The following is an 18,125-nucleotide window of genomic DNA, read 5'->3' on the forward strand; positions in this document are numbered from 1 at the left end:
TGGCGGCTACCGACGAGTGCCGGACACGGCCGAACGCGGTAGCCGCCCGGCGCGCGAGTGTCCGCAGAGAACGTCACCGTCGATCAGCACGTCGAAGTCCAGGTTGAGTCGCATGGGCCTGGTCACCGATTGGCGCCAGGTGAGCCGGGTGCCGCCGCCGACTACCTCGCTCGTAACATCTTGCAGCGCAACGATTTCGCCCCTATAGGTTGCCGTACCGACAAGCTCGTCGCGCACTCGCCTGAACGTGTAGAGCACCGCCAGCGTGCCGATCGGGGTCTTGATGCGCACGTCCCAGTCTCCTTCGATGCCCACCTATACCCCCGCCGGCTCTCGGCCCACGGGCCGCCACACGGTGCCGCGGCGCTCGTATTCGAAGAGTTCCTCGACGGCGTGGGCGATTCGGGGTCCGTAGCAGCGCTCCAACAGGTGCAGACCCAGGTCGAGCCCCGAGGTCACGCCGCCGGCGGTGACCAGGTCGCCGTCGTCGACGACGCGGGCGGCCACCGCGCGCACGCCAGCGGCCTCGAGCAATTCCAAACCCAGGTGATGGGTCGCCGCGCGGCGCCCTTCGATCAGGCCGGACATCGCCATCACGAGGGAACCGCCACACACCGCCGCCATGGTCACGTCGGGATTACCAAATGCCTTGCACAGCAGCGGAGTTAGTTCGGACTGGGCCGCACGAGCCAGCAACACCGGGATGGTCTCCACGCCGTCGTCGGGGTCACCGACGGTGGGCCCGCTGGCGCCGGGCACGATCACCCAGCCGGGGCGAGACGGATCGAGGGCGGCGGTGGCGGCCAGCGCGAGCCCGCACGTACCGCTGATCACGCTGCGCGGCCCTTCGGCCGCAACCAATGTCACCGCGAGCTCACCGGCGACCATCGCCGCGCCGGCGGCCAGGACTTCGAACGGGGCGATGACGTCGAGCGGGTCGAACCCGTCGTACAACACGATTTGCGCATGCACCCGGCAATGCTCGCCGGCCGCCTCCCGCCGCCGCCAGTGGCAAGGCTGCCACGTTACGCCGGTATATTGCCAAACCATGCACGCTGTTGCGATCCTGGCGGAGCCCGATGCCATCGCGTTCGACCTCGCGATTGCCATCGAGGTGTTCGGCCGCGTCTGGCTCGACGGCGGGGCGCCGGGCTACCGAGTGCGCGTCTGCGGCTGCGAGCCCGTGGTCGCGGCCGGGCCGATTCGGATCGCCACCGACTTCGGCTTGGACGAGCTCGCCAACGCCGACACCATCGTCGTGCCGGGTCGCAACGACGTCACGGCGGTGGTCCGCGAGGACGTCACCGCCGCGCTGAAGTCGGCCTACCACAAGGGAATCCGTATCGCCTCCATTTGCAGCGGGGCCTTCACCGTGGCTGCGGCGGGTGTACTCGACGGCAAACGGGCGACCACGCACTGGGTGGCGGCGGAACTGTTTTCGGCGACCTACCCCAACGTCCGACTCGACGCTGACGCGCTCTACGTCGACGAGGGGCAGGTCCTGACCTCCGCCGGGGCGTCCGCGGGTCTGGACCTGTGTTTGCACATGGTCGCCCGCGACTATGGTTCCGCCGCGGCCGCCGACGCCGCGCGCCTGGCGGTCACCCCGCTGCATCGCGACGGCGGCCAAGCACAATTCATCATCCGCAACCGCCGCATCGCCAACACGGAGCTCGACGGCCTGCTGATCTGGATCGAGAAGAACGCGCACCTGCCGCTTACGCTGCGCGACATCGCACGACGGGCATCCAGCAGCGAACGAACGATCAATCGCCGGTTCAAACAAGAGACGGGTCATACACCCATGCAATGGGTCAACAACGTCCGGATCCGACATGCCCAACAACTGCTGGAAAGCACCTCGGACAGCGTCGAAACCATCTCGCGCCAAGTCGGTTTCACGTCGGCGACGAATTTCCGCGAGCAGTTTCGCCGATTGGCCGGGGTGTCGCCGCGAAGTTACCGCAGCACGTTTCGCGACCGGGCCGCCGGCGGCCGCTAGGCCCGACCGCTCTGATCGGTCACCACGCCGCGCGACATCAGGTGATCGATCAGCGGAACCGCACCGGCGGCCAGGTGCTCCGACATCGCCGCGCGGGCCAGCTTGTCGTCCCGTTTTTTCAGCGCGGACAAGATGCGCCGGTGGTCCTTCATCGACTGCTCGGGCCAGCCCGGGATCGCAGGGAACACCGATTCCGGTGCGTAGCGGGTGATTTGGGACATCAGCTGCGCCAGTTTGGGTGAGTCGGCGGCGATGTTGATGGCCCGGTGGAATTCGTGGTTCAGCCGGACAGTGCGCTCGTGCTCGTCGCCGGCGTAGGCGTCCTCCAGCTGCGCCTGGATCTGTTTGAGCTCGCGCAGCTGGTCGTCGGTGATGTTGACCGCCGCACGCGCGGCCAGCTCACCGCCGACGTGCGCCTGCACGTTCGCCACGTCGGTGACGTCGCGCCGGGTGACCGGCAGCACAACGAAGCCGCGCCGGGGCTGCTGGCTGATCAGGCCCTCGGCGCGCAGCGCGAACAGCGCTTCACGCACCGGTGTGACGCTGATCCCGAGTTCGGCGGCCAGCTGATCCAGCCGCACATAGGAGCCGGCGGCGTAACTGCCGTCAAAGATCCGGCCGCGGATCAGATGCGCGACGTCGTCGGAAAGTTGCGGTCGGGCCGCGAAATCCGGAACGCTCATCGTTGCCTACACCCGGTATTCGGCGAGCAGCCGCTTACTGATGATGTTCTTCTGGATCTCGCTGGTGCCCTCGCCGATGAGCAAAAACGGCGCGTCGCGCATCAGCCGCTCGATCTCGTACTCCTTGGAATAGCCGTAGCCGCCGTGGATCCGGAAACTCTGCTGGGTCACTTCGGCGCAGTATTCGCTGGCCAGGTATTTGGCCATTCCGGCGGCGACGTCGTTGCGCTCCCCCGAGTCCTTCAGACGTGCGGCGTTGACCATCATCAGGTGTGCCGCTTCGACTTTGGTGGCCATCTCGGCCAGTTGGAACGCGATGGCCTGGTGCTCGGCGATCGGCTTGCCGAAGGTCTCGCGTTGTTGCGCGTAGCGCACCGCCAGCTCGAAGGCGCGGATCGCGACACCGCACGCGCGGGCCGAGACGTTGACCCGGCCCACCTCGATGCCGTCCATCATCTGGAAGAAGCCCTGCCCCGGCGTGCCGCCGAGGATGTCGTCGGCGGCCGCCCGGTAGCCGTCGAAGATGAGCTCGGTGGTTTCGATGCCCTTGTAGCCCAGCTTGTCGATCTTCCCCGGAATCCGCAGGCCCGCAACGACTTCGCCGAACCCGACCGGCTTCTCGACCAGGAACGCGGTCAGGTTGCGGTGCGGCTTGTCCGAGCCCTCGTCGGTGCGCACCAGCACCGCGATCAGCGTCGAGGTGGCACCGTTGGTGAGCCACATCTTCTGGCCGTCGATGGTGTAGCCGCCGTCCGGATCGCGCCGGGCGCGGGTCCGGATCGCGGCCACATCGGAGCCCAGCTCCGGCTCCGACATCGAGAACGCGCCGCGGGTCTCGCCGACCGCCATCCGCGGCAGGAAGCGCTGCTTCTGTTCGTCGGTGCCGTGCTGGCGCAGCATGTAGGCCACGATGAAGTGGGTGTTGAGCACACCGGAGACGCTCATCCAGCCGCGGGCCAGCTCCTCCACGCACAGGGCGTAGGTCAGCAGCGACTCGCCCAATCCGCCGTACTCCTGCGGGATCATCAGCCCGAACAGCCCCATGTCGCGCATCTGGTCGACGATGTCCTGGGGGTAGGTGTCGGCGCGTTCCAGTTCCGCGGCGTGGGGAATGACTTCCTTGTCGACGAATTGCCGTACGGTGGCGATGATCTCGGTCTGGAATTCGGTCAACCCGAGGGTCTGGGCCAGTCTGGTCATGTGCTGCGTTCCTTAGGGTTGAAGGGGTCTGGGATTGGATGTCCTGGATGCCCAGGACGGTGGGGTGTGGCTAATGTGTTGTTGCAACGGTTGTTGCTTGAAAGGAATGGCCGCCCTGCCGTTTTGGACGGTCCTGGCCACTGATTGAGATCTGACGCGTACTCGATGACGCTGCTCTAAGGACCTGTTGGCGGGGTTGTCCGCGGGGACTGCGACGACAGGAGTAGCGGTATGGCCGAACCCGACCGAGTGTGGGTGGGTATCGACGTCGGTAAGTCCACTCATCATGCGTGCGCGATCGATGACACCGGAAAGGTGGTGTGGTCGAAGAAAATCCCGAACGAACAGGCCGCGATCGAAGACCTGATCGCCCAGGGCGGCCGGATTGCTAACCACGTGGTGTGGGCGATCGATTTGACCTCGCCGCCGGCGGCGCTGCTGATCGCCGTACTGCTGAGCGCGAAAGCCGAGGTGGTGTATGTGCCGGGCCGCACGGTTAACACGATGAGTCATGCGTTCCGCGGCGAAGGCAAGACCGACGCCAAAGACGCGCGGGTAATCGCCGAAACCGCTCGGCACCGACGAGATCTGTCCCCGGTCGTACCCGGCGAAGACCTGGTTGCCGAATTGCGGTCGCTGACCGCATACCGGTCGGATCTGATGGCTGACTGGGTGCGAGGCGTGAACCGGCTGCGCTCGATGCTCACCGCCATCTTCCCTGCTCTGGAAGCTGCGTTCGACTACTCCACCCGCGCGCCGTTGATCCTGGTATCCGCTATGTGCACTCCGGGCGAAATCCGGTCGGCAAAAAGAGCTGGCGTGATCAAGCACCTTCGGAAAAACCGGGCATGGCCCAACAACATCGACACGATCGCCGACAAGGCGCTCGCCGCGGCAGCAGGCCAGATAATCACCCTTCCCGGCGAAGCCGGAACCGCCGCGCTCATCAAGCAACTCGCAGCACGGCTGCTGGACTTGGATCGGCAGATCAAGGACATCGATAAGCAAATCACCAACAAATTTCGTGAGCATCCCAGCGCCGCCATCATCGAGTCGATGCCCGGCATGGGGCCACACCTGGGCGCTGAGTTCCTCGTAATCACCGGCGGCAACATGGCCGCCTTCACCAACCCCGGCCGACTGGCATCGTTCGCCGGATTGGTACCCGTCCCACGCGATTCCGGCCGTATCACCGGCAATCTGCATCGGCCCAAGCGCTACAACCGGCGCCTGCGCCGCGTGTTCTACCTCGCCGCCCTGTCCAGCCTCAAGATCGAAGGTCCCTCGCGGGCTTTCTACGACCGCAAACGATCCGAGAACCATATCCACACCCAGGCCCTGCTTGCCCTGGCACGCCGCCACGTCGACGTCCTGTGGGCACTGCTGCGCGACAACAGAACCTGGCAACCCCAGCAACCAACCGTGGCAGCTGCCTGACGCACTCACCGGGCGTCCTCACCGCTTGACACGCTCATTGAGATTCCCTTCGGTTGCTCAGCAGGCGATGGTCTTGGCGTCGGCCAGCCGCTCGATGTCCGCGGCGGTGAGCCCCAGCCGCGCGAGGACCTCGGCGGTGTCTTGCCCCAGGGCGGGGGCGGGCGCGCCGGCGGGATGGGTGCCGTCGAACGCGGCCGGCAATCCGGGCGCGAAGTAGTCGCCCAGGCCGGGCTGGTGCAATCGGGAAAACAGCGGATTGGCAGTGACTTTCGGCCCCGCCGCGACCTCGGCGAAGGTGCGGTACCGCTCGAAGAGCACGGTGGTGTGCGACAGCGCGGCGGTGATTTCGTCGGCGGTGTGATCGCCGAACCAGGTGGCGAACAGACCGGAGAGCACGTCGCGGTACCGGTAGCGCTCGCCCTCGGAGCCGAAGTCGACACCCAGCGCATCGGCGAGCGCCGACACCGCCGCGCCGGTGCCCGTCACGTCGAGCAGGTCGCGAAAATGCCGACCGGTCAACGTGACAACCATGAACCTGGCTCCGTCGCGGCTGGTGAAGTCCTGCCCGTACTGGCCGTAGATGGCGTTGCCCAACCGTTCGCGCTGGGTGCCGACGACTTGCGGCTCGGTGAGCAACCCCAGGTTGGCCGCGGTGGCCAGCGCGACGTCCTCCAGCGCCAGGCTGATCCGCGCGCCGGCCCCGGACTGCTCGCGGCGGTGGACGGCGGTGACGACGGACAGCGCGGCATACAGTCCGCAGCACACGTCCCAGGCCGGCAGCACGTGGTTGATCGGGCCGGCGTGCTCGGCCGGGCCGGTGACCAGCGGGTAGCCGATGCCGGCGTTGACGGTGTAGTCCACGCCGGTGGAGCCGTCGCCGCGACCGAGTAGCTGGACGTGGATGACGTCGGCGCGCAGCGCCGCCAGCGCATCGTGGCTCAGCCAGGACAGGCCCGCCGCGTTGGTGACGACGACGCCGTCGCCCTCCACGATCAGTCGCTGCACCAGCCGTTGGCCCTCGGCGGACCGCAAATCGATGGTGGCCGAACGCTTTCCCTTGTTCAGCCCGGTCCAATAGATCGACGTGCCGTCCGCCGCCAGCGGCCAGCGTTGCACGTCGGAAGCGCCGCCGATCGGGTCGACCCGGATCACCTCCGCGCCGAGCTGACTCAGCGTCATGCCGCACAACGGCGCGGCGACGAAGCTGGACACCTCCACCACGCTGAGGCCGTGCAGGGGCAGCCGCGGATCGGTCATCTCAGGCGACCCGCTCGAAGACGGCGGCCAGGCCCTGGCCGCCGCCGATGCACATCGTCTCCAGGCCGTAGCGGGCCTGGCGGCGGGTGAGCTCGCGTGCCAGGGTGGCCAGCATCCGGCCGCCGGTGGCGCCGACCGGATGGCCCAGCGAGATCCCGGAGCCGTGCACATTGGTGCGGTCGTGGTCGGCGGCGCCGAACTTCCATTCCCGCATCACCGCAAGCGCTTGCGCGGCAAAGGCTTCGTTGAGCTCGATGAGGTCGATGTCGGACAGTGACAGCCCCGCCTTGGCCAGCGCCACCTCGGTGGCCGGGACCGGCCCGATGCCCATGATGTGAGGGGCGACCCCGGCCACTGCCCACGACACCAGCCGCACCAATGGCCTCAGGCCGTGCTCGTCGGCCTTCTCCGGCGTGGTCACCACGCACATCGAGGCCGCGTCGTTCTGCCCGCTGGCGTTGCCCGCCGTGACGGTGGCCTCTGGATCCTGTTCCAGCAGAACGGGTTTGAGCTTGCTCAGCGACTCCACCGAGGTATCCGCGCGCGGGTGTTCGTCGGTGTCGATCAGCTCGTCGCCGTGCCGGGTGGGCACCGCGACGGCGATGATCTCCTGGGCCAGGATGCCGTCTTTCTGCGCGGCCACCGCGCGCTGGTGTGACCGCACCGCCAGCTCGTCCTGCTCCTGGCGGGAAATGCCGTACTGGCGGCGCAGATTCTCGGCCGTTTCCAGCATGCCGCCGGGCACCGGGTAGCGCCGGCCCCCGGCCGTGGTGCGTCCGCGGGCCAGCCCGTCATGCACCCGCACACCGCTGCGGGCGCCGCCCCAGCGCATGTCGGTGGAGTAGAAGGCGACGTTGCTCATGCTTTCGCAGCCGCCGGCGATGACCAGATCGTGATCGCCGTTGCGCACCTGCAGGCAGGCCTGGATCACGGCTTGCAGTCCCGAGCCGCAGCGCCGGTCGACCTGCATGCCCGGAACCGTCACCGGCAGACCGGAATCCAGTGCCACGACGCGTCCGATCGCCGGCGCCTCGCTGCTGGGATAGCAGTGCCCGAGAATGACGTCCTGCACGGCCTCGGGGGGCAACCCGGTTCGCTGCAACAGCCCACCGAGCGCCGCGACGCCGAGGTCGACGGCGGTGAGCGCCTTGAACATTCCCCCGTAGCGGCCGATCGGCGTCCGGACGGGCTCGCAGATGACGGCTTCGCGGACCGCGCTCACAGGTGCCGGCCGCCCGTGATCTCCATGACGGTGCCGGTCATGTACGACGACATGTCGGAGGCCAAAAACAGCGCCACGCTGGCGACCTCGCTGGGCTCGCCGGCCCGGCCCATCGGCACCTCGGCCACCTTGGAGTCCCAAATGCGTTGCGGCATGGCCTCTGTCATCGCCGAGCGGATCAAACCGGGGGCGATCGCGTTCACCCGCACACCCAGGTAGGCCAGCTCCTTGGCGGCCGCCTTGGTCATGCCCACGATGCCGGCCTTGGCCGCCGAGTAGTTGGTCTGGCCGACCATGCCGACCTTGCCCGACACCGAGGACATGTTGATGATGGCGCCGCGCTTGTTTTCCCGCATGATCGCCGCCGCCAACCGGGTGCCGTTCCAGGTGCCCTTCAAGTGCACGGCGATGACCTGATCGAACTGCTCCTCGGTCATCTTGCGCATGGTGGCGTCCCGGGTGATCCCGGCGTTGTTGACCATGATGTCCAGGCCGCCGAACCGCTCGACGGCGGTCTGGATCAGCGTTTCGACCTCGGACGACTTGGTGACGTCGCAGCGCACGGCCAGCGCCACCTGGTCACCGCCCAGCTGTTTGGCCGCGGTTTGCGTCGCCTCCAGATTGACGTCGCCGAGGACGACCCGCGCCCCTTCGGCGACGAACCGTTCGGCGATCGCGAACCCCAAACCTTGTGCGCCACCTGTGATGACCGCGGTCTGACCACTGAGCAAGGACACCTGTACCACGCCTCCCTTGAATTGGCCCCCGGCCGGGGGTGCCCGACGTCCGAATATCATATTTCATATAGGATCTGCCTCGATGCCGGGTACCCGGCCCGGGCCGACGGAGGGGCCCGCCCCCTGCGGCGCAGGGATCCCGACCAGATAGGTGCCAGAAGAGGGAGCGTCCGCAGATGCCGGCGCTGAAGTCGCCGAGGTCTCGGAGCAGGATTTCGGCGAGATCCTGGCCCAGACCCGCCAGTTCGTCCGCACCGCCGTGGTGCCCCGCGAGCAGGAAATCCTGGACGGCGACCGGGTGCCCGACGACCTGCGCGACCAGGCCAAGAAGATGGGGCTGTTCGGGTACGCCATCCCCCAGCAGTGGGGCGGGCTCGGCCTCAACCTGATGCAAGACGTCGAGCTGGCGATGGAATTGGGCTACACCTCGCTGGCGCTGCGTTCGATGTTCGGCACCAACAACGGCATCGCCGGTCAAGTGCTGGTCGGCTTCGGCACCGAGGCGCAAAAGGCTCGCTGGCTCGAGCCGATGGCGGCCGGCGACGTCGTCGCCTCCTTCGCCCTGACCGAACCCGGCGCCGGGTCCAACCCGGCCGGCCTGCGCACCAAAGCCGTTGCCGACGGCGACAATTGGGTGATCTCCGGGCAAAAGCGCTTCATCACCAACGCGCCCGTCGCCAACCTGTTCGTGGTGTTCGCCCGCACCCGGCCGGCCGACGACCAGGGACCCGGAATCGCCGTCTTCCTGGTTCCGGCGGACGCGGCGGGTGTGCAGGTCGGCGCCAAGGACGCCAAGATGGGCCAGGAGGGCGCCTGGACCGCCGATGTCAGCTTCGACGACGTCCGGGTCGGGGGCGACGCGCTGATCGGCGGCAGCGAGGACATCGGGTATCGCGCGGCGATGACCTCGTTGGCGCGCGGACGGGTGCACATCGCCGCCCTCGCGGTCGGCGCCGCGCAACGCGCGCTCGACGAATCGGTGTCCTACGCCTCCACCGCGACACAGGGCGGCACACCGATCGGAAACTTCCAGCTGGTGCAGGCCATGCTGGCCGACCAGCAGACCGAGGTGCTGGCCGGGCGCGCGCTGGTGCGCGAGGCCGCCCGGCTGTGGGTGACCGGCGAGGACCGCCGCGTGGCACCGTCGGCGGCCAAGCTGTACTGCACCGAAATGGCCGGCCGGGTGGCCGATCTCGCGGTCCAGGTGCACGGCGGCAGCGGCTACATGCGCGGTGTCCCGGTGGAACGCATCTACCGCGACGTGCGCCTGCTGCGGCTCTACGAGGGCACCAGCGAGATACAGCGTCTGATCATCGGGTCGAACCTCGTCAAGGCGGCCCAGCGAGCCACTACCACGAAGGAGCGCTGATGGCCGGAAAGCTCGAGGGGCGAGTAGCTTTCATCACCGGGGCGGCCCGCGGCCAGGGCCGTGCGCATGCGGTCCGGATGGCCGCCGAGGGCGCCGACATCATCGCCGTCGACATCGCCGGCAAGCTGCCCTCGTGCGTTCCCTACGATCCGGCGAGCCCGGAGGACCTGAGCGAAACCGTGCGCCTGGTCGAGGCCGCGAACCGCCGGATCGTCGCCGCGGTGGTGGACACCCGCGACTTCGACGGGCTGCGAAAGGTGGTGGACGACGGCGTGGCCGCGTTGGGGCGCCTCGACATCATCGTCGCCAACGCCGGGGTCGCGGCCCCCCAGGCCTGGGACGACATCACCCCGGAAGACTTCCGCGACGTCATGGACATCAACGTCACCGGCACCTGGAACACGGTGATGGCCGGCGCGCCCCGGATCATCGAGGGCGGCCGCGGCGGCTCCATCATCCTGATCAGTTCGGCGGCGGGAATGAAGATGCAGCCGTTCATGATTCACTACACGGCCAGCAAGCACGCGGTGACCGGGCTGGCGCGGGCGTTCGCCGCGGAGTTGGGCAAGCATTCGATCCGGGTCAACAGCGTCCATCCCGGACCGGTGAACACGCCGATGGGCTCGGGCGACATGGTCACCGCGGTGGGCCAGGCCATGGAGACCAACCCGCAGCTGTCGCACGTGCTGACACCGTTTTTGCCCGACTGGGTCGCCGAGCCGGAGGATATCGCCGACACGGTGTGCTGGTTGGCCAGCGACGAATCGCGCAAGGTCACCGCCGCCCAGATCCCGGTCGATCAGGGCTCGACCCAGTACTGAGCGCCGGCCCCGGGAATAGATCACGCGCGTCGCGCACTTGCAGGCCACATGAAACCCTTCAGCGAATCCGAACGCCAGGAGTTCCTCGCCGGCACACACGTCGCGGTCCTATCGGTCGAGGCCACCGACGGCCGCCCGCCGGCCGCCGTCCCGATCTGGTACGACTATACCCCCGGCGGCGACATCCGGATCATGACCGGGGCGTCCAGTCGCAAGGCCCGGCTCATCGAGCGGGCGGGCAAGGTCACTGTGGTGGTCCAGCGCGAGGAGCCGCCGTATCAGTACGTGGTGGTGGAGGGCACCGTCGTCGACGCCACCAAGCCGGCCCCGTCCGACGTGCAATTGGCCGTCGCCATCCGTTACCTGGGCGAGGACGGTGGGCGCGCGTTCGTGCAAAGCCTGGAGGGTGTCGAGGAGGTGCTGTTCACCATCCGGCCCGACCGCTGGCTGAGCGCCGACTTCACCGGCGACCTCTGAGGCGTCAGCCGATCAGCTCGAGGGTGCCCAGCTCGCGGATCGCCCGGCGGCCGCGGCCCAGCATGGTGAGCACCATGTCGTCGCCGCGCTCGGTGGCCGCGGCGAACGCGAACCCCAGCGCGGAGATCAGCGGCGCCTGCAGCACCCCGAGCCGGTAGTCGCGCCAACAGGTTTCGCGGTCGTAGCCGCTGACCCCGCCGGCCACCAGCGCGCGGTGGTAGTCGGCGACGAGCTCTTCCTCGATGGCCGCGCGCAGCGGCGAATCCAGGCTGGTCGCGGTGAAGTAGGCGAGGTCGCGGGCCGGAAGGCCGACCCCGAGCGTCTGCCAGTCGACCACACTCACCCTGGTTCGGTCCGGGTCGAACAGCAGGTTGTCCAGCCGGTAGTCGCCGTGCAGCAGGGCGAACCGGTCATACTCGGACAGCAGCCACGGCGCGATCACACCCATTGCCGCGGCGAAGGTTTCGCGGTCTTCGGCGCTCATCCGATCGCCCAGCCGCTCCAGCGTGATGTCGGCGCTCATCTTCGCCACCTCGCCCATGCCGCCCGCCCCGGCTTCGTCGGGCCGCCCGAACGCGATGCCCGGGAAGTCGAGCCACACCGGGTCACACCAGCTGGGCGCGTGCAGACCGGCCAGCGCGGTGACCGCAAGCCGCGCCTCGGTTTCACCGCAGCCCAACAGCTGATCGCCCTGCACCGCCGGAGCCTGGTCGGCCAGCAGCAGGGCGAAATCCATTGCGTCCTCGGTGATCTCGGAGTAGAAGCAGCGCGGTGTCGGCACCTGCACCCGGTCGGCCACCGAGGAGTAGAACGCGCATTCGCTGCGGTAGCCGATGACCACCCGGTCGCGCACGGTGTCGTCCTGAGCGGGAAGTTTGATCACGAAGGTCTGCGGCAGGTCACCGGGATCGGTGGCGTAGCGGGCCGTCACCCGATAGGTGGCCCCGGTCTGCCCGGTGCCGATCGCGGCCACGTCCACCTCGGCGACCTCGACGGGAGCGCCGCGCCCGCTCAGCGCCGCCGACAGCCACTGCGGGGTGACGTCGCCGGGGTAACGCGGTATCGACAGCACAGCACTCATCGCGGCACGCCTCCTGGATGCAGATCCGACTGACAAACTGTAAGGCATACCGCAAGAGTTGCGGTCAACCGCGGTGAGCTAACCGGCCGGAATCCGCCATTCGGCGGCCTCGTGCTGCTGCCGCCAGAATTCGGCGAAACGCCCGCCCGCGTCGCGCAATTCGTCGACCGTTCCGTCCTCGACCACCCGTCCGTCGTCGAGGAACAGGACGCGGTCGGCGTGCCCGATGCTGGCCAGCCGGTGCGCCACGATGACCTGGGTGCGCGAGCGCGGGTCGGCGGTGAGCGCGTCGACGACCGCCGCCTCGTTCTCGGTGTCCAACGCGCTGGTCGCCTCGTCGACCAGCAGTATGGGCGCCGGTTTGAGCAGTGCGCGGGCGATGCTGACCCGCTGGCGTTCACCGCCGGACAGCGCCGAGCCGGCCTCCCCGACCACGCTGTCGGCGCCGTCGGGCAGTCGTGCAACGAGCTCGTCGACGCGGGCCAGCGCCACCGCGCGCGCGTAGGCGTCGTCGCCGGCGCCGGGATCACCGGCCAGCACGTTGTCGCGGATGGAGCCGTGGAACAGGTAGGGGTGCTGGAACACCACGCTGCTGGCCGCGCGGCGGGATTCGGCGTCCAGCGTCGCCGCGTCCACGCCGTCGATGCGCACCCGGCCCCGGGTGGGCTCGTGCAGTCCGGCGATCAACGCCAAAATGGTGCTCTTGCCCGATCCGGACGGTCCGACGATCGCCGTCGTGCTGCCCGGCTCCAACGAGAAGCTCACCCCGTCGAGCACCGGCGCGCTCGCCCCGTCGTAACGGAAGACGACGTCGTCGAACTCGATGCGCGGCGCCGCGGTGCCCGGCAGGGACGCCGAGCCGGCGTTCATTTGCGGCGCGGTGAGCACGGCGCGGATGTTGTCGAGCGTGGCGCGGGTGCTCTCCAGTGCGGGCGCCAGCTCGCTGATGGTGGTGAACGGCTCGAGGTAGCGCACGATGACGACGATCAGCGCGATGGCCTCGGCCACCGTCAGCGTGCCGTTGACGGTAAGCGCGGTGGCGGTCCCGGCCAGCAGGATCAGGGCCAGCTGGCTGGCCAGGCTGAACAGCAGCTGGCCCGGGACCTGCATGGCCAGCAGGCGCATCGTCGCGCCGTGCTGGGCGGCCAGCGCGTCGCCGACCAGGCTGCGCGCCGGCTCGACGCGCCGCGCGGCCCGCAGCGCCTGCTGGGTGCGGGCGAACTCGATGATCCGCTCGGTGAGCGCGCTATGGGCTTCGGCGGCAGTCGAATCGGCGCGCCGCGCCAGGCGCGCCGACGCCCACAGCGCGCCCAGCATCAGCGGCAGCCCGCCCAGCGCGGCCAGCCCCAGTTGCCAGGACACCGGCACTATCGCCACCGCGATGGCGGCGGGCAGCAGCACCGCCGAGATCAGCGGCGTGAGCAGGTTGACCACCAGGCCGACCAGTTCCGGGCCGGTGGCCGCGATGGCCTGCCGGGCCGTCGCGGTGTGCTCGGCGGTGAACCAGTCCAGCCGCACCCCGGGCAGCCGGTCGGCCACGTCGTGCTGGCTGTGGTCGAGCACCGCGAAACCCAGGTTGAAGCCGATGCGCGCGGTGGCGGTGTCGATCGCCCAGCCGATCGCGGTGGCGGCGGTCAGCCAGCCCAGCCAGACCAGCGCCCGGTGCGGGGTGCCGCTGAACAGCGCGCCCACCAGCGGCACCAGCAGAACGGTGGCCACCGCGCGCACCGCGACGGACAGCAGGGCCAGCACCGTATAGGCGACGACCTTGTTGCGGCGGTCCGCCGGGACCAGGCTCAGCCAGGTGCGAATCATCGGGCAACCTCCCCGGCCGTGCCGACGGTCACCGCGTCGCGCCGGCCGCCCTCCCACAGCCGCCGGTACCGGCCGTCGGCGGCCAGCAGTTCCTCGTGCCTGCCGCGCTCGACGATGCGGCCGTGGTCGAGCACGACGATCTGGTCGGCCCGGGTGATGGTGTGCAACCGGTGGGCGATCACCAGCACGGTGCGGTTCCGCGTCAACCGGTTAAGTGCTTGCTGCACAAGGTATTCCGATTCCGGATCGGCGAACGCGGTGGCCTCGTCGAGGATCAGGATCTCGGTGTCGGCCAGGATGGCGCGGGCGATGGTGAGGCGTTGCCGCTCCCCGCCCGACAGCCCGACGCCGGCGCCCAGCACGGTGTCATAGCCGTGCGGTAGCCGCATGATGCGGTCGTGGATCTGCGCCTCGCGCGCGGCTTGCTCGATCTGCGCGGCGGTGGCGTCGGGCACCGCCAGGGCGATGTTCTGCGCGACCGTCCCGTGCACCAACTGCGTCTCCTGCAGCACGAATCCGACCCGGGCGTAGAGCTCGTCGGCCGTCATCGACCGAATGTCGCGCCCCCCAACGGTTATCGAGCCCCGGTCGACGTCGTGGAAGCGGGCCAGCAGGGCGGCCAGCGTCGACTTGCCGGATCCCGACGGGCCGACCAGCGCGGTGAGGGTGCCGGGCCGCAGCGTCAGCGACACGTCGTGGATCACCGGAACGTCGGGGCGGTAGCCGAAACCGACGTTGTCGAACACCACCGCCTGCGCCGACTCCCCGGTGGGCTCGCCCGGCTCGCGCACCTCGAGTTCGGGTTCGTCCAGCGTGTTCTGCAGGCGCCGGGCCGCCAGCATGCCGGCCCGGATACCGCCGAGGCCGTAGGCGATGCCGAGCAGTCGTGCGCCAAAGGTGGTGCCCAGCAACAGGAACGGCAGCAGATTCACCGGATCCATCCGGCCCGCGACCACGAGCAGGGTGCCGACGGCCGCGATGAGCCACAGGAAGGTCGAGGGACGCGTGACCAGGTCCATGAAGGTCTTCTTGCCGGCCAGCGGGCGCTGCCAGGCGACCAGGAAGCCGACGTACTCGTCGAGGCGGCGCCGGAAACTCGATGCGGCGGCACCACCGAAGACCCGGATCACCGGCTGGCCCTCCAGGTAGGCGCCGGCCTCGTCGCTCATCGTCTCGGCCCAGCGCTGCGACTGCGGGATGCGGGGCCCCGACTGGATCGTCAGCGACGACGTCAGCACCAGGTAAACCAGCACCGGCACGAACAGCACCAGCGCCACCCGCCAGTCGACCGCGAACAGGTAGACCAGCACCGCGACCGGCGCCACCACCGCGGCGACCGCGTCCGGGATGGCGTGGGTGACCAGGTAGTGCAGCGACAGCGTGTCGTCCTGCAGCAGCTGCTTGATGGAGCCCGATCCGCGGGCGGTGAACCAGCCCAGCGGCAGCCGGGAAAGCTTGCGCAGCAAGGCCGAACGAAGGTCGCGGGCGAACCGCGCGTCGACGACATGCAGCCACAGCGTGAGCGCAGCGCCCAGCAACGCCCCCAGACCCAGCAGCGACACCGCGGCGATGCCGACGTCCCACAGCCGGGCGGCGGGCGCCCCGGCCACCAGGCGCCGGGCCAGCTCGACCAGCAGCACGAACGGCGCCAGTTGGATCACCGTGATCACCGCCTGCAGCACGCCGGACAGGATCAGCGCCCAGCGCAGCGGTGCCAGCAACCGGCCGGCGGCCTGGGCGCGCCAGTTTCCGCGCACCGCCGGCACCGGCGCGGCCTCGGGCTGACGTTGGGGCGAATCGACCTGTGCCGCAATGTCCTCCGCGGCTTCGGTGCCGCCGTCGGTGGTGGCCGACTCGTCCCCGCGGCGGGTGCCCATCGCGCGCCCGGCGCTCCAGTAGGCCTGGGCGTGCACCTCGGACTTGGGGAAGCCGAACTCGTCGCGCAGCCGGGCGCGCACGTGCTTGAGCGTGGTGGCCTCGGGAGTCGCCCACGCGTACCAGTTGGACCAGTCGCGGCTTTCCAGTGCCGCGGCAAGCGATTTCTCGTCGCGCCGGGCGACCCAGTGCACCCGCAGCCGGGGGTGCACGGCAATCGGGATCAGGGTGTCGTCGTCGTGGTGCTGTTCGAGGTACATCTCGATCGGGACGTCGTCGGGGACGACGCCGATGATGCCGTTCATTCCGGGGATGGATGCCGAGTCCCCGATCAGCAGGTAGCCGGCGGGCTGCTCGTCGGGCACGTCGAACCGGGACGAGCCCATCAGCGCCATCACGGCGATGGTGGCGCCGGGCTGCACGGTGCGCGCCCACCGCGACGCCGGCCCGGCGGGGTCGTGCAGCACGACGTCGACCGCGAACCGTCCGGCGGCGGGGTCGGCCTCCGAAATCGTGTAGGCGCGCTGGAATTCGGTTTTCGACCCGTCCGGGTCCGGGAACCAGAACCGCAGCCAGGCGGCGGGCTCGGCATCCACGTCCTCGAAGAGCGTGGGTGAGGTCATGCGGACCCGCACGAAATGCGGTGCGATCCGGACGGTTTCGAGCACCGTCGCGGTGTGGTCGCGGGCGCCGAAGCTGCGCAGCATCACACCCTGGAGGCCGCGGGCCATTAGCGCTCCTTTCTCGCGGCGCGCCGGACACCGGCCTCGCCGATCCGACGCCCGGGCAGCATCGTCGCCGCCGGGGCCGCGGCCAATCCCGGTCTCGTCACCCGGGCGTGCCCGGGCGGGTGGCATCCCCGTTCGCCGACCACCGGCCAGCCGCTCACGACTCGGTACGTCACCCACAAACTAAGGGTTGCCTTACCAAAGGTCAACCTGCGGGCCCGGCCGCTGCCGGCTCGGCTGCGCGACCGGCTCTACGACCGGGTCGCCGACGTCCGGTAGCGCCTGTTCGGCAAGTACGACACTCGCCCGCTGCCGGCGCCCGACGTGCGGGCCCGGTTCATCGAGGACTGGCCGGCGTCAGTCGCTGGCCGACGCCGGAGAGGCCAGGTCGGCGGCGGATTCCCGGCGCTTGCGCTCGGCCAGCTTGCGGTCCTCCGCCGCCGCCTGACGGTGCTTGATCGCCGACGCGCGGTGCATGTCCACCTCCGGCACGCCCTGCTGGACCGTCCAGTCCTGCGTCTTGGCGACCCGTTCGTGTTGGACGGCGGATTCCTCGAAACTGCGCGCCGCCGACAGTCCCGCGCGGGCGGCGCGTTCCCGCGCCTTCGCGGCCCTGAGTTCGGCGAGCTCGACATCTTCTGCGCTGACGGCCTCTTCGCCGTGTGGTGTTGACTCGTATCCGGTGGGCATGGCGTCTCCCTCATATCCCGTGAGGTCCATGTACCCGGCAGGACGTGTTTGACGCCTACCAGTCCGCAGGATTTCGGTGGCGCTGTGCCGGCACCGTGTCGAGGGAACTAGCCGACCAGCTCGCCCATGACGTCGCGACCAGCCTGGAAGTTCGCAAAAGTCCCTGAGCAATAACTTTCGGTCAGGTTTGTCCCACTCGGCCTTTTGTCACTGAGGCTGGATTTCCTTGCTGACGTCGACGGGAGACGTCGAGCCGTCAGTGCGGTGGTCGGTGGTGTCGCGGCATTCGCCGTTGATGTCGGCGCCGACATGCCGGTGATAGACGGTGCTGGGCCCGGCTTGCGGCGCGATCGTCAGGATGACGATGACGCCGTTCTTCTTCAGCGTTGCGCCGTGCGATACGAAGTCGGAATCGGTGCTCCACCCGTCGGCGACGAGGCCCTTGATGACTGCTTGCGGGTCGACGGCCTGGTTGTGCGGCACTCCTGGCATCCAAAACGACAGGTTGACAACACCGCGAAAAGGCGCCTCGCCCTGGTCATTACACGACTCGTAGCTGAAGTTCGCTTCGGTCACTTCAGCGTGGAGCGCCTGGACGATGTCGCGGGCGGCGGCGATGACCTGAGCCCGCGCCTGTGGCGGCGCGATGGGGTTGCGCACTTCAGAACAGCCACTCAGGAGCAGGCTGACAACTGACGCCGCAACCGCGATTCTGGCTCCCAAGGTCCACA

Annotated in this window: 17 protein-coding genes; 5 read left to right on the forward strand and 12 right to left on the reverse strand. The window is 69.0% G+C overall.

Annotated features, from left to right (window positions below; translation table 11 throughout):
- Positions 1-6: 6 nt before the first annotated feature.
- Together MAA44156_RS13640 and MAA44156_RS13645 are read right to left on the reverse strand one after the other, a co-directional pair.
- Positions 7-315, reverse strand: coding sequence for a hypothetical protein (locus MAA44156_RS13640; RefSeq protein WP_009975774.1), 309 nt, complete (start codon positions 313-315; stop codon positions 7-9).
- On the reverse strand, positions 316-972 hold the full coding sequence (locus tag MAA44156_RS13645; RefSeq protein ID WP_009975772.1) for a DJ-1/PfpI family protein: 657 nt from the start codon (positions 970-972) through the stop codon (positions 316-318). It abuts the gene before it with no gap.
- A gap of 76 nt (positions 973-1,048) precedes the next feature.
- Between MAA44156_RS13645 and MAA44156_RS13650 the strand changes: the two genes are divergently transcribed.
- Positions 1,049-2,002 carry a GlxA family transcriptional regulator gene (locus tag MAA44156_RS13650; RefSeq protein ID WP_009975770.1) on the forward strand — a complete coding sequence of 318 codons (954 nt, stop codon included), beginning with the start codon at positions 1,049-1,051 and terminating at the stop codon, positions 2,000-2,002.
- On the opposite strand, the gene MAA44156_RS13655 is transcribed toward MAA44156_RS13650, so the two are convergent.
- Positions 1,999-2,685 carry a GntR family transcriptional regulator gene (locus tag MAA44156_RS13655; protein ID WP_009975769.1) on the reverse strand — a complete coding sequence of 229 codons (687 nt, stop codon included), beginning with the start codon at positions 2,683-2,685 and terminating at the stop codon, positions 1,999-2,001. The genes MAA44156_RS13650 and MAA44156_RS13655 overlap by 4 nt on opposite strands.
- Before the next feature lie 6 nt (positions 2,686-2,691).
- Positions 2,692-3,885, reverse strand: coding sequence for an acyl-CoA dehydrogenase family protein (locus MAA44156_RS13660; protein WP_003873177.1), 1,194 nt, complete (start codon positions 3,883-3,885; stop codon positions 2,692-2,694).
- Between the two features lie 231 nt (positions 3,886-4,116).
- Between MAA44156_RS13660 and MAA44156_RS13665 the strand changes: the two genes are divergently transcribed.
- Positions 4,117-5,322 carry an IS110-like element IS901 family transposase gene (locus MAA44156_RS13665; protein WP_009974923.1) on the forward strand — a complete coding sequence of 402 codons (1,206 nt, stop codon included), beginning with the start codon at positions 4,117-4,119 and terminating at the stop codon, positions 5,320-5,322.
- Between the two features lie 57 nt (positions 5,323-5,379).
- On the opposite strand, the gene MAA44156_RS13670 is transcribed toward MAA44156_RS13665, so the two are convergent.
- From MAA44156_RS13670 to fabG, 3 genes are read right to left on the reverse strand one after another with little or no spacing between them, the layout of a single operon-like run.
- Positions 5,380-6,579 carry a CoA transferase gene (locus MAA44156_RS13670; RefSeq protein ID WP_003873178.1) on the reverse strand — a complete coding sequence of 400 codons (1,200 nt, stop codon included), beginning with the start codon at positions 6,577-6,579 and terminating at the stop codon, positions 5,380-5,382.
- A gap of 1 nt (position 6,580) precedes the next feature.
- Positions 6,581-7,801, reverse strand: a complete 1,221-nt coding sequence (locus tag MAA44156_RS13675) for an acetyl-CoA C-acetyltransferase (RefSeq protein WP_009975768.1) — start codon at positions 7,799-7,801, stop codon at positions 6,581-6,583.
- The gene (gene fabG, locus MAA44156_RS13680; protein WP_015632616.1) at positions 7,798-8,547 is read right to left on the reverse strand and encodes a 3-oxoacyl-ACP reductase FabG; all 750 of its coding nucleotides are present in this window, start codon (positions 8,545-8,547) and stop codon (positions 7,798-7,800) included. The genes MAA44156_RS13675 and fabG overlap by 4 nt, the downstream gene beginning before the upstream one ends.
- Positions 8,548-8,689: 142 nt before the next feature.
- Here fabG and MAA44156_RS13685 point away from each other — a divergent pair, with 142 nt between their 5' ends.
- Genes MAA44156_RS13685 through MAA44156_RS13695 form a run of 3 tightly spaced genes read left to right on the forward strand, consistent with a single transcriptional unit; the run spans position 8,690 to position 11,205 of the window.
- Positions 8,690-9,907: an acyl-CoA dehydrogenase family protein gene (locus MAA44156_RS13685; protein ID WP_009975765.1), complete on the forward strand. Its 1,218-nt coding sequence runs from the start codon at positions 8,690-8,692 to the stop codon at positions 9,905-9,907.
- Positions 9,907-10,728 carry a mycofactocin-coupled SDR family oxidoreductase gene (locus MAA44156_RS13690; protein WP_009975763.1) on the forward strand — a complete coding sequence of 274 codons (822 nt, stop codon included), beginning with the start codon at positions 9,907-9,909 and terminating at the stop codon, positions 10,726-10,728. The genes MAA44156_RS13685 and MAA44156_RS13690 overlap by 1 nt, the downstream gene beginning before the upstream one ends.
- 48 nt (positions 10,729-10,776) lie before the next feature.
- The gene (locus MAA44156_RS13695) at positions 10,777-11,205 is read left to right on the forward strand and encodes a pyridoxamine 5'-phosphate oxidase family protein (RefSeq protein WP_003873183.1); all 429 of its coding nucleotides are present in this window, start codon (positions 10,777-10,779) and stop codon (positions 11,203-11,205) included.
- Between the two features lie 4 nt (positions 11,206-11,209).
- Here MAA44156_RS13695 and MAA44156_RS13700 read toward each other — a convergent pair whose 3' ends face one another.
- The 5 genes from MAA44156_RS13700 to MAA44156_RS13720 all read right to left on the reverse strand — a co-directional run bounded on the left by MAA44156_RS13700 (position 11,210) and on the right by MAA44156_RS13720 (position 18,054).
- Positions 11,210-12,286, reverse strand: coding sequence for a phosphotransferase family protein (locus tag MAA44156_RS13700; RefSeq protein ID WP_023879822.1), 1,077 nt, complete (start codon positions 12,284-12,286; stop codon positions 11,210-11,212).
- Positions 12,287-12,364: 78 nt separating this feature from the next.
- Positions 12,365-14,101 (reverse strand): ABC transporter ATP-binding protein, encoded by a 1,737-nt coding sequence (locus MAA44156_RS13705; protein ID WP_009975757.1) that lies wholly within the window; start codon positions 14,099-14,101, stop codon positions 12,365-12,367.
- Positions 14,098-16,707 (reverse strand): ABC transporter ATP-binding protein/permease, encoded by a 2,610-nt coding sequence (locus MAA44156_RS13710; RefSeq protein ID WP_009975756.1) that lies wholly within the window; start codon positions 16,705-16,707, stop codon positions 14,098-14,100. The genes MAA44156_RS13705 and MAA44156_RS13710 overlap by 4 nt, the downstream gene beginning before the upstream one ends.
- Positions 16,708-17,061: 354 nt before the next feature.
- Positions 17,062-17,424 (reverse strand): hypothetical protein, encoded by a 363-nt coding sequence (locus MAA44156_RS13715; protein ID WP_009975755.1) that lies wholly within the window; start codon positions 17,422-17,424, stop codon positions 17,062-17,064.
- A 177-nt stretch (positions 17,425-17,601) separates the two neighbouring features.
- Positions 17,602-18,054: a lipoprotein LppJ family protein gene (locus MAA44156_RS13720; protein WP_009975754.1), complete on the reverse strand. Its 453-nt coding sequence runs from the start codon at positions 18,052-18,054 to the stop codon at positions 17,602-17,604.
- Between the last annotated feature and the right edge of the window lie 71 nt (positions 18,055-18,125).

It is taken from the genome of Mycobacterium avium subsp. avium (genome assembly GCF_009741445.1).
Taxonomy (GTDB): domain Bacteria; phylum Actinomycetota; class Actinomycetes; order Mycobacteriales; family Mycobacteriaceae; genus Mycobacterium; species Mycobacterium avium.